The sequence below is a fragment of the Paenibacillus sp. J22FR21 genome, assembly GCF_056269135.1.
The window spans coordinates 75,200-88,551 of record NZ_JBWDNJ010000001.1; the positions used below are offsets into that span (position 1 = coordinate 75,200).

Here is a 13,352-nt window from a genome sequence, read left to right on the forward strand (position 1 = left end):
TTAATTAGTCTTGTATCTATTTAACCGATTAGTGAAGCGATTTAATTTTCTTCGCCAAATCCATGCGCTGAAGCTTCAAGGTTCCGATCAGCTCGCGTATCGTGCTTTCTTCGGCGGGATCGCTGCTCTGCTTCATTTGTGCAAGCAGATCCATCATTTGATGGTTGATCGTATTGAACTTATGCCACAGCTCTTCTTTGGCACTTCGTACAGCCTCTTCGCGGTCCAATGCATCCTTGTGACGCATCGCTTCGAGCAGCTCTTCCTGCCACTGCTGATCGCCGAGCTGCTTGGCAAAGTTATAGAGGTCCAAATAATCGTCAAACCAATTGCTGGTCTTAGTCATCGTGGAGGACTCCTTTCGTGCGCTTGTCTACCTCATATTATACTGAGATTGGGCTGAGAATCAAACCTTCCCGAACTTTATCCGTTTGACATCGACTTCGGAGCGGTGGTAATCTGTGGCAAAGAACGGTTTGGGAAGGGGATCATCGCATGGGAACGATTGTGTCCGTACATCCTTTTGACGAAGTACAGGTGAAGGCCATACAACAGGCTTGTCCAAGTCTGGATTATTTATCAGTTAGCGGCTTAGACGCCGATGAAGCAAGAGCGGCTCTAATGAAGGCAGAAGTGATTTTGGGCTGGAATCGCGATGTGCTCAAAATCATTCATGCGGAGGACATTCCACTTCGGTGGCTGCAAAACTTAGGTGCGGGTGTCGACCACATCCCGCTGGATCGGCTCCAATCGCTCGGCGTCACATTGACGCAGGCTTCCGGTGTTCATCCGAACGGGATATCGGAATCGATCTTTGCCATGCTGCTCTCCCTGACAAGAAGCGTACATATCGCAATTCGCAACCAGCAAACGCAAACATGGAAACCGTCGAAGCGTATGGGGGAAGCACATGGGAAAACCATCGCTATACTCGGTACCGGCGCGATTGGACTTGAAACGGCTAAGCTGGCTCAGGCGTTCAGCATGAACGTGCTCGGTGTTCGCAAGTCTGGCGAACCGGCCGAATGGGTAGATCGTATGTACACCATCGAACAATTAAATGAAGTTCTCGCACAAAGCGATTACATCGTCAATTGCTTGCCGCTGACTTCGCAAACGAGGCATATCGTAGGCAAGGAACAGTTTGCGGTGATGAAGCCATCCGCGATTTACATTAATATTGGCAGAGGCGGCACAACGGATACAGCAGCCCTGGTTGATGCCTTACAGCTCGAACGGATCGCGGGAGCGGGACTTGATGTATTTGAGCAGGAGCCCTTGCCGCGGGAGCATCCGCTGTGGAACATGGAGAATGTTGTTCTAACCCCGCATGAAACAGGCAATACGCCTTATTATATGGATCGAGCATTATCGATCGTGCTCGATAACTTAAAGCACTACAGCGCTCATGGAAAACCTTGCCGAAACTTGGTTGACTGGCAAGCGCAATACTGATTTTCGTTACGTAGTCCTATAGCCGTACTCCCGCTGGTAATTTCTAGTAGGGTGTACGGTTGTTCTATTTTCTGCTATCATTTTGAATAGTATGTTTTCCTTCATGATTTCTCAAAAATTGAAGCGAAATGCATCGTTCTCCATGAATTCTCGTAGTAAGATGTGTGCCGATCGGCCCAGAAACGGCGATTATCCGCACTTTTTCGGCACTTGTCCATTTCATTTCATTTGGTTTTATGACAACAGCTTAAATTTTTATAAAGAATTGTTTAGGCTTGGTGCAACATTATAACGAACCTTTCCGTCTGAAAGGTTGCAAGGGGGGATCCTCCGTGGTAGAGCCAGGCCTTATTAAAGCCGCACAAGCCGGCGATGGCGACGCTCTTATTTCTCTATTGCGCGAGATTGAGAATCATGTTTACCGGACAGCCTATTATATTGTAGGCAATGAGCAGGATGCGATGGATGCGGCTCAAGAAGCACTTATTCGTATTTATACGAAAATCGGCAGCTATGAAGAGAAAGCCCAGTTTAAAACTTGGGTACAGCGGATTGTCACTAATATATGTATCGATAAGTTTCGTCGAACCAAACCGACTGTGTCCATTGACGAGCATGAAATGGTGTTCAAGGATAATCAATCGGTTGAGGAGGAAGTTCTTACTTCCTATGCTGTGCAGGATATCCGCAAAGCGATCGACAAACTGCCTGAGCATCATCGGGCCGTTGTTGTTCTTCGCTATTTGCAGGATTTCTCGTACAACGAAATCGCCGATTCACTTGATCTGCCGCTGAATACGGTCAAATCTTATTTATTCCGGGCAAGACAACAGCTGCAAACATACCTGCATGATTATCAGAGAGGGGGTGTCCGAGGATGAATTGTCAAGAGGTGATGGACTATATGCAAAGGCAGCTTGACGGCGATCTGGATGAGCAGGAAGCCGAATTCTTGATGACTCATACACGGCATTGCCCGGAATGTGCAGCCATGCTTGAACGGCTTGAATTGCTTTCCTCCGGACTAACCAACCTGCCGAGGGTCACGCCGAGCTACAGTTTAGTGGATGCGATACTGCCACGACTGGCAGAGCTTCAAGTCGCTCAAGATACCATTCAAGGCGATATTCCAATGCAAGACCGTGATGTGAACCAATCGGCAATGCCAAGACGAATTGCGCCAAGCACGGAGAAGAGAAGATGGACGGACCGATTCTCGATTCGTGCAATTGGCGGCATTATAGCAGCAGGTATCATAGCGGGACTGTTTATCGTCAACTACGACCCAAGCCGCTCGATGAACGATTCAGCAAAGGACATGGCCGCAGATTCTTCGAATACTTATGATACGGCTCAGAATACATCTTCAGCCGATTCTTCAGCCAGTATCAGTCAGTCGGAAGAGACGACGAACGATGCAGCTACAATCAATGAGATTACGACTGAAGCTGCCGCGCCGCTGGCTTCCGTGTCCGATGAGAAGCCGCTGATGAAGTCAGAGAGCCGCAACGTGGATCCGAATGGTGAAACGATGCCTCCGCTCACAACCGATACGGATGATGGAGCACCTGCTGTGAAGGGCCAGTCACCTAACTACGAGGTATCCGGTTCAAGTGATTCTGACTCGGGTTCCGGTTCCGGTAATACCGCTGCTACGGACAGTGCTGCCGAGGATCGGAGAGATAACAGCAAGTCGGATAATGCGAATACGTCGGCAAACAATAAGAGCACTGATTTTGGGGCTTCCAGCATGATCATGGCTTCGCCAATCTCGCCGGACGATATGTACCAAGCTTTTATTGTGGAGGATACCGTTCGCATTTACACCGTTCAAGACAGCTTAATGATTTTCCAAGGTGTGAAACGTACCGGCATTTCGAATTTGAAGTGGTCCGATGACAGTTCGGTGTTGACGTATGAGGCAGCGGACGCCGACGGGGTTAAACAGGTTTATGCCGTAGATCCCAAGAAAGCAACCGAGCAACAAGTACAATCTATTAAATAATATGGCGGTTGATTGCACACTTTACGGGATGTTCGCGTATGGTGTAGGGAGCAGGAAACCAGTCATAGGACGGCACCTTGACGTCGTATGACCATTCGCAGCCGGTACCATGGACCGTTTGCTAGCGAGTGTTTATATAGATGTTCGGGGACAAAGGGATGAGTCGCAAGCTGACTTCATCCCTTTGTTGCGTTTTTTGCAAAATGGCGCTATCGTAGGGTTGGTGGTTTAAAGGGGGACTTATGCCGTGGAAATGAAGGATGTCATGAAGGAACTGAAAGCGGGAACGATCCGCCCCGTCTATGTGCTGTACGGGAAAGACAGATATCGCATGCGGCAGTTTGTGTCGACCTTGACGGACAAGCTGCTGCCGGCTGAAGAGCGAGAGCTTGGTCTTGTTAAATTCGATACGTCGGAAACACCTATAGAAGAGGCTGTGGCAGAGGCCGAAACATTGCCTTTCTTCGCATCGCGCAAGCTGGTGCTTATTCGGGATTCCTCCGTTCTCGCTGCGGCTCAAGGCAAAGAAGGCAAGCTTGAGCATGGGACAGACGCGCTGATCGCTTATTTGAAGCAGCCCTGTGAGAGCAGTGTCATCGTGTTTCAGGTGATGGCCGAGAAGCTGGATGAACGTCGTAAGGTTGTGAAGCTGCTGAAGGAGCAGGATGCATTAATACCGTTCCAAGAGCTTCAAGAAAATGAGCTTCTGCAATGGACGGTTAAGCGAGCGGAGGAACAGGGTCGTGGCATGAGCCGTGATGCCGCACAGCTGCTTCTGGCGCGCACGGGGACCAATATGCAGCAGCTGGCGCATGAAGTGGACAAGCTCTGTTTACATGCCGGCAGCGGCGGCTCCATCAGCAGCAGTGATGTCGAGCAGTTGATTGCCTCGACGGTAGAAGAAGACGTCTTCGCGCTTATTGATGCTATGGCATCGCTGCAGGTGGACCGAGCGCTTAAATTATATGGAGAGCTGCTGCTGCGCCGTGAGGAGCCCATTAAGATCGCAGCGTTAATTGCGAGGCAATTTCGCATTATGCTGCAGGTGAAGGAGCTGGAGCAGCATAATTATTCTCCTCAGCAGATGGCAGGGCAGCTGGGCTTGCATCCTTACGTCGTCAAGTTAGCCGCTGAGAAGGCCAAACGGTTCTCCACTCAAACGCTCGGCAAACATCTGAACAAGCTGGCAGAGCTGGATTACGGCATGAAGACAGGTCGTATTGATAAGACGCTGGGTCTGGAGCTGTTCCTGCTCTCGCTTGCCGCATAAGAAGAACATAAAAAAAGTCCTGCTTTTACGCACAAGGCGTAAGAGCAGGACTTTCGTTTGATTGATTAGGCTTGTGCGCTAAGTGCGTTAAGCTTTTTAGCCAGGCGCGACTTCTTGCGAGCAGCTGCATTTTTATGAATCAGGCCTTTAGTTACAGCTTTATCCAGCTTTTTTGTAGCATTGATCAGAGCTGCTTTAGCAGCATCGACATCAGTAGCAACAACAGCTAGATCAGCAGTTTTAACGGCCGTGCGAAGAGCTGATTTTTGCGAAGCGTTCAAAGCGCGGCGTTTCTCGATCGTTTTAACGCGTTTGACTGCGGATTTAATGTTTGGCATTGCATTCACCTCCTGTAAAAAGGGACAATCCCTTTGTAACAACACAACTTGACATAGTGTATCACGGGCAAAACCAAAAAGCAATAGCTCGCGCATGACTGAATCCATGTATTCCGGGCCGTAACCGCATAATTAGAGGTTCTCTATCGCAAACTAGACACAAACGGATGGAAGGAGCGCCCTTATAACATGAGTGAGCTTGATCTGCAAGAGTTTAACGTGGGGATCGATTTGGCGCTTGAAGCGAAGGAATATGCAGAGGCAGCAGGGAACGGTCCGGTACCCGGTGTTCTCTCCGAAGTATCGGAGGATGACGGTATTACCATCACGAGACTTGAAGTAACAACTGAGGAAGGCTCCCGCATTATGGGCAAAATGATCGGTCACTACGTGACCTTCGAAGTGCCGGAGCTGCGCAAGCAGGACACCGTGCTGCAAGACCGCGTGGCTACGAAGCTGGCACAGGAATTTGCGGAGTTTCTTCTGCGGATTGGCATTAGTAAGACGGCGAACGTCTTAATCGTCGGACTTGGCAACTGGAATGTTACGCCGGATGCACTCGGTCCGATTGTGGTTGAGAATGCACTTGTGACTCGTCACTTCTTCGAGCTGATGCCTAATGAGGTCGCGCCTGGCTACCGAAATGTAAGCGCGGTTGCGCCTGGTGTGCTAGGGATAACCGGAATTGAGTCGAGTGACATCGTACAAGGAATCGTAGATCGCTCGAAGCCGGATCTGATCATTGCGATTGATGCGCTGGCGTCCAAAGCACTTGAGCGGGTTAACACGACGATTCAAATTGCGGATACCGGTATTCATCCCGGTTCAGGCATTGGGAACAAGCGGCGCGGCATTACGAAGGAAATTCTGGGAGTGCCGGTTGTGGCGATCGGTGTTCCGACCGTGCTGTATGCATCGACAATTGTCAGCAACAGCATTGATCTTATGCGGGAGCATTTGAAGAAACATGCGGCGGGCAAAGCGGACGGTTTCCTAGGTTTGCTGGATTCGATTGACGAGAATGAGCGGCTTCAGCTTGTCCGTGAAGCGCTCGGGCCTCTTGGCCATGATCTGCTCGTAACACCCAAGGAAATTGACCAGTTCATTGAGGATATCGCCAACATCGTTGCCAGCGGGCTCAATGCTGCACTGCACGAGGCAGTGGATAAGTCGAATGTAGCAGCTTATACACACTAAGTTATTGAATCGAGCCACTCGCGTTGCGTGAGAAGGGCACTCAGGTGCTCTTCTTTTTTTGTGGTCCGATGATCCTTCACCAACTCTATTCATTTGCTATCACTCTACTAATCTAGCAATGCTCCAAACTCTATTAAACTTTCGGTTCTATTAAATCGGCTTGCCTCATAAAGTGATACTAGCCTAGTGCGCGATGAACCAATGCCACAATTGGAACTGGGAGGAGTACACGGAATGAAACGATGGATTGTGACCCTGAACCTTGCTAAAGGCAGCATGCGTTTGCGTCAGCTGCTAGTAGCAGGCCGTACCTTTGCGTTGTTGTCATTGGGATCGATGATCCTTGTCCTTGTAGTAGGAATTGGTGCGATTGTGCATCAGAACGCCGCGTCATCGCCGGTATCGTCGATGAAAGGTTTCGCGGCAGCGGTATCCGGCGGATTATTCAAAGACATGCTGTCGATGGAATTGCCGGGCACAAGCGACGGTTCACCGAGAACAGCCATTAACGGCAGACAGATCAGTACGTTTCTGTTCCGGCTATTGACCGACATTAATCCGGAGGATCCGAGGAGCTTGCTGGCAAGCCAATATCCCGGAATGAGCGGCGACACGACAGTCATCCTGCGACCGGGAACAGGTACAGATGCAGTTGTTGAATCGGGAGATCACGATTCGATTCCGGGCCAAGAGGAAGTTACCGGTGAAGGATCGGGTCTGCCGGTTACGGATTCGGGCAGGCCGGATCATGAAACAGGCAACACGCAGCCCGATCAAACCGAACCTGATGACAGTGAGGCAGGAACAGGTGAACAGCCGACGACGCCTGTGAAGACGCCGGGTGATACGAAGCCGGATTCAGATCCGGAGCAAGTCGAGCCGGTTAATCCGGCAACTCCGACAACCGGGGGTAAGAAGGTCGTTTTTATCTACCATTCTCATAGCCGCGAATCCTGGTTTCCGGAAATCAGCAGCAAGAAATACGCCGAATCGCCCGTGAAGAACATTACGCTGCTGGGCAAACGTCTTGCTTTTCAACTGGAGAAAAGCGGCATTGGGGCACAACAATCTTCCACGGATTATGTAACGGCGATTAAAAATTACAATTGGCTCCTATCCTATAAGTATTCGAAGAAAACGGTCGTCGATGCGATGGCCAAAAATAACAATCTCCAATTCTTCTTCGATATTCACCGAGATTCCCTGCGACGGAAGAATACGACCATCACCATAAACGGTGAAACCTATGCAGAAGTTTTCTTCATCATCGGGCTGGCCAATCCCAATTGGAAGCAGAATGAAGCATTGGCGAACCGTATGCATGAAGCGCTGGAGAAGAAATATCCGGGACTGTCGCGCGGGATTTTGGGTAAAACGACTGCCAGCGGCAATGGGGAATATAATCAATCGCTCTCGCCGGACAGCGTTCTGATCGAAGTTGGCGGAGTCGACAACACGCTCAAGGAATCCTATCGGACCATTGATGTGCTTGCGAAGATCATCTCAGATATCTACTGGGATTCAGCGAAAGTGTCAGCGCCGCCGGTATCGAAATTGAACAAATAGTTTAATCATAGGGGAGAGAATCTAAATGCGTCGTCAATCGATGAAGATGGCTCTGGTTGGAGGAGCGGTTGCGCTCATCATTCTGTTTGGCATAGATATGGCCTCGAGCGGTATTGAACGTGTTTATGGTCCGGTTGAAGGAGGCGTTCAAGCTGTTAACCCTGCTGGTTACTCCTCTTCTATGCTGACCGACAGTGAAGATGAATCCAGTGTATCCGGTGTAACGGACACAACTAAAATCGACCAACTCCCTGAGAATCAAGTCGATCAAACTACACAACGACGCACCGTTGCGGATGCGCAGCATGGGAGAACAGAAGAGGAAATCCGTTTGGAATACGAGCGCAAACTCCAAGAAGAGCTTAATAAACGACTGACAGGCTTGCCTGATTTGCGCAGCGATGCGACGGTTAATAAAGTTGCAGACGGGACGGCAGGGGTGCTTCAAACGGTGTCTGCGAAGGGGATTCGAATGGTCGTTTCGTTTTTTGAATCGGTAACGGATTGATGGTGACCCCTCAAGCTGTTATACTTATAAGAATGATTAGCAATTAGGTACCTCTGGGGGTTTAGCATGGCGGACGTACGAGACAGACAAAAACGAATTCGCAACTTTTCAATTATCGCCCATATCGATCATGGGAAATCAACGCTGGCAGACCGGATTCTTGAATTTACCGGCGCGTTGTCATCAAGAGAAATGCAAGAACAAGTGCTTGATCAAATGGATCTGGAGCGCGAACGCGGCATCACCATAAAGCTGCAAGCCGTTAGACTCGGTTACAAAGCCGATGACGGTGTTGAATACATTTTGAATTTGATTGATACACCGGGACACGTAGACTTTACGTACGAGGTTTCGCGCAGCTTGGCTGCTTGTGAAGGCGCTTTGCTCGTTGTCGATGCCGCTCAAGGGATCGAAGCGCAAACGCTTGCCAACGTGTATTTGGCACTCGATAACAATTTGGAGATTATTCCTGTACTGAACAAAATCGACCTGCCAAGCGCAGAGCCAGACCGCGTCAAACAGGAAATTGAAGATGTTATAGGCCTTGACGCCAGCGAAGCTGTTCATGCTTCTGCGAAAGCGGGCATCGGCATTAAGGAAATATTGGAGCAGGTTGTCAGCAAAGTTCCGGCACCTACCGGTGACCCGGACGAGCCGCTTAAAGCGCTTATTTTCGACTCGCACTATGATCCTTATAAAGGGGTTATCGTTTATGTGCGCGTTATCGACGGCGTCATCAAAGCAGGCAAGAAGATTCGCTTCATGGCAACAGGAGCGGAGTTTGAAGTAATCGAAGTCGGAGCTTTCATGCCGCGTATGGGAATCGTTAATGAGCTGGCTGTTGGAGACGTTGGTTTCGTCGTAGCAGGCATTAAGAACGTGAAGGATACCCGTGTAGGGGATACCGTTACCGATGCTAAGAAACCAGCTCTGGAAGCACTGCCGGGTTACCGTAAGATCAATCCGATGGTATTCTGCGGCTTGTATCCGATCGAAACGCAGGATTATAACGATCTTCGCGATGCGCTCGAGAAATTGGAGCTTAACGATGCGTCGCTTCGTTATGAAGCGGAGTCGTCTACGGCGCTTGGCTTCGGTTACCGCTGCGGATTCTTGGGCTTGCTTCACATGGAAATCATCCAAGAGCGGATTGAGCGCGAGTTCAACATTCCGCTTATTACGACAGCGCCAAGCGTAGTTTATCGCGTCACATTGACAAACGGCGAAATCTTGGAGATCGACAACCCGTCTAATTATCCGGATGTCGGTAAGATTGAATATGTTGAAGAGCCATTCGTAAAAGCGGCTATCATTGTACCGAACGATTACGTTGGGGCGATTATGGAGCTTTGTCAGAACAAACGCGGTGAGTTCGTCAACATGGAGTATCTAGACACGAACCGTGTAACGATCACCTACGATATGCCTCTTTCTGAGATCGTTTATGATTTCTTTGATCAATTGAAATCAAGCACGAAGGGCTATGCTTCCTTCGACTACGAGCTGTCCGGCTATCGCCAGTCCAAGCTCGTGAAGATGGACATTATGCTTAACAACGAGCAGGTGGATGCCTTGTCCGTTATCGTCCATCGTGACCGCGCTTATCATCGCGGACGGATCATTTGCGAGAAACTCAAGGAACTGATCCCTCGTCAAATGTTCGAGGTGCCGATTCAAGCATCGATCGGAAACAAGGTTATCGCTCGTGAAACCGTTAAAGCGATGCGGAAGAACGTTCTTGCCAAGTGTTACGGCGGTGATATCAGCCGAAAGCGGAAGCTGCTTGATAAGCAGAAGGAAGGTAAGAAACGGATGAAGCAAGTCGGCAGTGTTGAGGTGCCGCAAGAGGCATTCATGGCCGTTCTTAAGATCGACGAGGATTAGAATCTTAGAGACGTTGTTCTGGGGAGGGAGCCATCGTGCTCCCTTTCTTTATTAGTGGAATAGGTTTCTCCTTGATCAAACGAAATTCCCGTACTATGGAGGTGACAATCGCTTATGTTTACCCACGCGCCGAAGGCGCTTTATATTCATATCCCGTTTTGCACGAACAAGTGCCACTATTGCGATTTTACGTCTTATGTCCTTCGCGGACAGCCTGTAGATGCCTATCTGGATGCGCTAGAGAGCGAGATGGCGCGGACTGTAGAGGCGCTTCCTCCGGAAGAAATCCTTACGGTATTCGTTGGTGGAGGAACGCCTACGGTGCTCACACCGCCGCAGATGGAGCGTTTTCTGACATCTGTTAAGAAATATTTCCCCATTCATCCGGATGCGGAATTTACGATGGAAGCTAACCCGGGGACAACGGATCTGGACAAGCTGACGGCTATGAAGGCAGGCGGCGTAAACCGGATCAGTTTTGGCGTACAGTCGTTTGATAACGGGCTGCTGGAGCGGATCGGCCGCATTCACAATGTCGAGGATGTCTACCGCAGCATCGAGAATGCACGTACGGCCGGCTTTAGTAATTTATCGATCGATTTGATGTTCGGACTCCCGGGACAGAGCGTAGAACAGCTTTCAGACAGCGTCAACCGTGCGCTGCAATTAGGGCTTCCGCATTACTCGCTCTATGGTCTTAAAGTTGAAGAGAACACGTTGTTCCACACATTATATGAACGCAATGAGCTGCCGCTTCCTCCGGAAGAGGATGAGCTTGCGATGTACATGCTGCTGATAGACAAGCTTAAAGCGGAGGGGTTTCATCATTATGAAATCAGCAACTTCGCGAAGCCCGGCCACGAAAGCAGACATAACATTACGTATTGGCGCAACGAGCCTTATTATGGGCTTGGTGCAGGCGCGCACGGTTATGCCAGAGGCGAGCGGCATGTCAATATCAAAGGGATTCAGCCTTACATTGATGCTGCGGCAGAGCGGCTTCCGCGCCTTGAAACGAACCCGGTTCCCGAGCATGAAGCGATGGAAGATTTCATGATGGTTGGACTTCGTATGCTCGAAGGTGTGAACAATGATCGTTTCTCGGCTCAATTTCCCGGTCAAACGATTGAAAGCGTGTTTGGTGAGGCGCTTCAAACGGTGCTCTCGCAAGGTCTGATTGAGCACACGGAAGGCAGTGGAGGCGGATATCGATTGTCTGAGAAAGGGATCCCGCTTGGCAATGAAGTATTCGGAGCCTTTATCAGCGGATAAGTCAGCAAATCCAGTCAAATTATTCTTGTGTTAACATTCACGATGTTGTATATTTATTCGTGTTAAAAGCAGTTTACTCTAGAGTTTATGGATGCGGAGGCGAGTGAGATGCAAGCGGTATGCAGAAAGGCGACCGAGAATGATATCGAAACATTAGTGGATTTAATAGCAGGGTACGCCGAGAAGGGAATTATGCTGCCGCGATCTCGCGATATGCTGAAGCGTCAAATTCATACATTCGTTGTGGCGGAGGTTTTGGGTGAAGTAGTCGGCTGCGGTTCGTTAACCCAGCTTGGCGCTGACCTCGTCGAAATCCGTTCGCTAGGCATATCGGAAGGCTATAAGGGTTTAGGCATCGGCAGTAAGCTTGTCGATCAGCTGCTTCATGAAGCGAAGGAACAGAACATCCCTAAAGTGATGGCGCTGACTTACGAAGTGAATTTCTTCGAGAAGAACGGCTTCACGATCGTGAACAAGGAGATTTTTCCCGAGAAGGTGTGGACGGACTGTATCCACTGTCCGAAGCAGCATGCATGTGACGAAATCGCCGTACTAAGAATGCTGAACTAATACAGCTATAATGAACAACCATAACTCGATGAATAGCTCCATATTTCTAATAAACCACTGCGCCTTTCGATAAGGTTGCAGTGGCTTTTTTGTTTCTTCCAGCACGTAATCAGCCATAATAATGACCTGAATGGGAACAATACAAGCTGTCAATGAGATGATCAGCAACCCTTACAGGAGGATACGCAAATCATGAAACGCTTACTGATCTTCATCTCCCTGGCTCTTATTCTGGCCTCTTGTTCGGCTAAAGAGAATGCGCATGTAGGGAAGAACAATGCAAGCGGCTCACTCGTCAATTTGCAAATACAAGGTCATCAAGGAACGGTAACGACCCCTTATAAGTTGAGAGATGGGAAGGTTTGGATTCCGGCGGATCAAGCGGCAGAGCTATTCGGGTATCGGTACGAAATGGAACCTGCAAACCAATCGGCATCGATGGGCTATACGGATCCCATCTATAGATTCAAGCTGAATGAGAAGCAGGCCCACGTCGGTGATGAGTCGGTTATGCTGCATGAGGCTCCTCAGCTCATGGATCGTAAGGTGTATTTGGAAATGAGCTCCTTGTCGCAGCTCTGGCAAACGCCTCTGGATTGGGATGCGAAGCTTAATTCAATCGTGGTGACCCCTCCTGCTGTAGAACAGCCCAATAGATTATCGGCAGCAAGCTTTCCCACAAGAAACGATTTTAGAGCAAAGGCGCTCGACACAGAAGACGGAAATGCGGAACCCGGAGCAGATGCGGAGAAGGTCATTTCTTATGCTAAACAGTTTATGGATATTCCTTACAAATTCGATGCAGCGCCGTATGCACAAAGCCGAAAGTTCGATTGTTCGTCGTTTGTGCAGCATGTATTTAATCATGTAGGCATTGACATGCCGCGTTCATCTAGAGCACAGTCAAATATTGGTAAATACCTGGCCCGGAAGGATTTCAAACCGGGAGACGTGGTGTTCTTCTATACACCGGGCAGATATAGCAGTAACAAAATCGTCGGACATGTAGGGATTTATATCGGGAACAACAAAGTCATTCATACGTTTGGAGATCCCGGCGTTACGATCTCCGAGCTGGATGGGATCTGGGAAGATCGGGTCTTGTGGGGAAGAAGAGTGCTTTAAATCTTAGCATATGATTCGTATGAAATGGCTGTCTCGAACGTGTGCAGACGCACACTGCTTTTGAGATGGCTTTTTCTTTGGGGACGCGATGGCGATGGGATGTGTTGTCTTCCGGCCCAAAATATCGAACTGACTTGACAATTGGCAAGCGATTTTGGTATT

The 13,352-nt window shown here is 49.4% G+C and carries 13 protein-coding genes; 11 read left to right on the forward strand and 2 right to left on the reverse strand.

The features are described from left to right. Positions 1 to 28 precede the first annotated feature (28 nt). Entirely contained in the window at positions 29 to 346 is a 318-nt protein-coding gene (locus AC0YNS_RS00335; RefSeq protein ID WP_475779124.1) for a hypothetical protein, read from the reverse strand. A 149-nt stretch (positions 347 to 495) separates the two neighbouring features. On the opposite strand from AC0YNS_RS00335, the gene AC0YNS_RS00340 reads away from it, so the two are divergent. The 4 genes from AC0YNS_RS00340 (at position 496) to holA (ending at position 4,730) form a co-directional block, all read left to right on the forward strand. After that, complete coding sequence (locus AC0YNS_RS00340; RefSeq protein WP_475779125.1) at positions 496 to 1,455, forward strand: D-2-hydroxyacid dehydrogenase; 960 nt, start codon at positions 496 to 498, stop codon at positions 1,453 to 1,455. A gap of 332 nt (positions 1,456 to 1,787) precedes the next feature. Then, on the forward strand, positions 1,788 to 2,336 hold the full coding sequence (locus AC0YNS_RS00345) for an RNA polymerase sigma factor (RefSeq protein WP_475779126.1): 549 nt from the start codon (positions 1,788 to 1,790) through the stop codon (positions 2,334 to 2,336). After that, positions 2,333 to 3,460: an anti-sigma factor family protein gene (locus tag AC0YNS_RS00350; RefSeq protein WP_475779127.1), complete on the forward strand. Its 1,128-nt coding sequence runs from the start codon at positions 2,333 to 2,335 to the stop codon at positions 3,458 to 3,460. The genes AC0YNS_RS00345 and AC0YNS_RS00350 overlap by 4 nt, the downstream gene beginning before the upstream one ends. A gap of 253 nt (positions 3,461 to 3,713) precedes the next feature. After that, on the forward strand, positions 3,714 to 4,730 hold the full coding sequence (gene holA, locus AC0YNS_RS00355) for a DNA polymerase III subunit delta (RefSeq protein ID WP_475780068.1): 1,017 nt from the start codon (positions 3,714 to 3,716) through the stop codon (positions 4,728 to 4,730). A gap of 65 nt (positions 4,731 to 4,795) precedes the next feature. On the opposite strand, the gene rpsT is transcribed toward holA, so the two are convergent. Next, the gene (gene rpsT / locus AC0YNS_RS00360) at positions 4,796 to 5,068 is read right to left on the reverse strand and encodes a 30S ribosomal protein S20 (RefSeq protein WP_090980003.1); all 273 of its coding nucleotides are present in this window, start codon (positions 5,066 to 5,068) and stop codon (positions 4,796 to 4,798) included. A gap of 189 nt (positions 5,069 to 5,257) precedes the next feature. Between rpsT and gpr the strand changes: the two genes are divergently transcribed. From gpr to AC0YNS_RS00395, 7 genes are all read left to right on the forward strand, one after another. Continuing rightward, positions 5,258 to 6,265 (forward strand): GPR endopeptidase, encoded by a 1,008-nt coding sequence (gene gpr, locus AC0YNS_RS00365; RefSeq protein ID WP_475779128.1) that lies wholly within the window; start codon positions 5,258 to 5,260, stop codon positions 6,263 to 6,265. Positions 6,266 to 6,499: 234 nt separating this feature from the next. Continuing rightward, a complete protein-coding gene (gene spoIIP, locus AC0YNS_RS00370; RefSeq protein ID WP_475779129.1) occupies positions 6,500 to 7,831 on the forward strand; it encodes a stage II sporulation protein P in 1,332 nt (443 codons plus the stop codon). A gap of 25 nt (positions 7,832 to 7,856) precedes the next feature. Further along, on the forward strand, positions 7,857 to 8,339 hold the full coding sequence (locus AC0YNS_RS00375; protein ID WP_475779130.1) for a hypothetical protein: 483 nt from the start codon (positions 7,857 to 7,859) through the stop codon (positions 8,337 to 8,339). Positions 8,340 to 8,405: 66 nt separating this feature from the next. Then, a complete protein-coding gene (gene lepA, locus AC0YNS_RS00380; RefSeq protein ID WP_475779131.1) occupies positions 8,406 to 10,223 on the forward strand; it encodes a translation elongation factor 4 in 1,818 nt (605 codons plus the stop codon). Between the two features lie 114 nt (positions 10,224 to 10,337). Next, positions 10,338 to 11,495 (forward strand): radical SAM family heme chaperone HemW, encoded by a 1,158-nt coding sequence (gene hemW, locus AC0YNS_RS00385; protein WP_475779132.1) that lies wholly within the window; start codon positions 10,338 to 10,340, stop codon positions 11,493 to 11,495. A gap of 108 nt (positions 11,496 to 11,603) precedes the next feature. Continuing rightward, the gene (locus tag AC0YNS_RS00390) at positions 11,604 to 12,065 is read left to right on the forward strand and encodes an N-acetyltransferase (protein WP_475779133.1); all 462 of its coding nucleotides are present in this window, start codon (positions 11,604 to 11,606) and stop codon (positions 12,063 to 12,065) included. 192 nt (positions 12,066 to 12,257) lie between these two features. Then, positions 12,258 to 13,190 carry a C40 family peptidase gene (locus AC0YNS_RS00395; RefSeq protein ID WP_475779134.1) on the forward strand — a complete coding sequence of 311 codons (933 nt, stop codon included), beginning with the start codon at positions 12,258 to 12,260 and terminating at the stop codon, positions 13,188 to 13,190. Positions 13,191 to 13,352: the final 162 nt, after the last annotated feature.

What these genes read in the sequence shown, in the direction of transcription:
- AC0YNS_RS00395 (WP_475779134.1), top strand. Translation starts at nt 12,258, where the DNA reads ATGAAACGCTTACTGATCTTCATCTCCCTGGCTCTTATTCTGGCCTCT.
- hemW (WP_475779132.1), top strand. Translation starts at nt 10,338, where the DNA reads ATGTTTACCCACGCGCCGAAGGCGCTTTATATTCATATCCCGTTTTGC.
- lepA (WP_475779131.1), top strand. Translation starts at nt 8,406, where the DNA reads ATGGCGGACGTACGAGACAGACAAAAACGAATTCGCAACTTTTCAATT.
- gpr (WP_475779128.1), top strand. Translation starts at nt 5,258, where the DNA reads ATGAGTGAGCTTGATCTGCAAGAGTTTAACGTGGGGATCGATTTGGCG.
- spoIIP (WP_475779129.1), top strand. Translation starts at nt 6,500, where the DNA reads ATGAAACGATGGATTGTGACCCTGAACCTTGCTAAAGGCAGCATGCGT.
- AC0YNS_RS00375 (WP_475779130.1), top strand. Translation starts at nt 7,857, where the DNA reads ATGCGTCGTCAATCGATGAAGATGGCTCTGGTTGGAGGAGCGGTTGCG.
- AC0YNS_RS00390 (WP_475779133.1), top strand. Translation starts at nt 11,604, where the DNA reads ATGCAAGCGGTATGCAGAAAGGCGACCGAGAATGATATCGAAACATTA.
- rpsT (WP_090980003.1), bottom strand. Translation starts at nt 5,068, where the DNA reads ATGCCAAACATTAAATCCGCAGTCAAACGCGTTAAAACGATCGAGAAA.
- holA (WP_475780068.1), top strand. Translation starts at nt 3,714, where the DNA reads ATGAAGGATGTCATGAAGGAACTGAAAGCGGGAACGATCCGCCCCGTC.
- AC0YNS_RS00350 (WP_475779127.1), top strand. Translation starts at nt 2,333, where the DNA reads ATGAATTGTCAAGAGGTGATGGACTATATGCAAAGGCAGCTTGACGGC.
- AC0YNS_RS00340 (WP_475779125.1), top strand. Translation starts at nt 496, where the DNA reads ATGGGAACGATTGTGTCCGTACATCCTTTTGACGAAGTACAGGTGAAG.
- AC0YNS_RS00335 (WP_475779124.1), bottom strand. Translation starts at nt 346, where the DNA reads ATGACTAAGACCAGCAATTGGTTTGACGATTATTTGGACCTCTATAAC.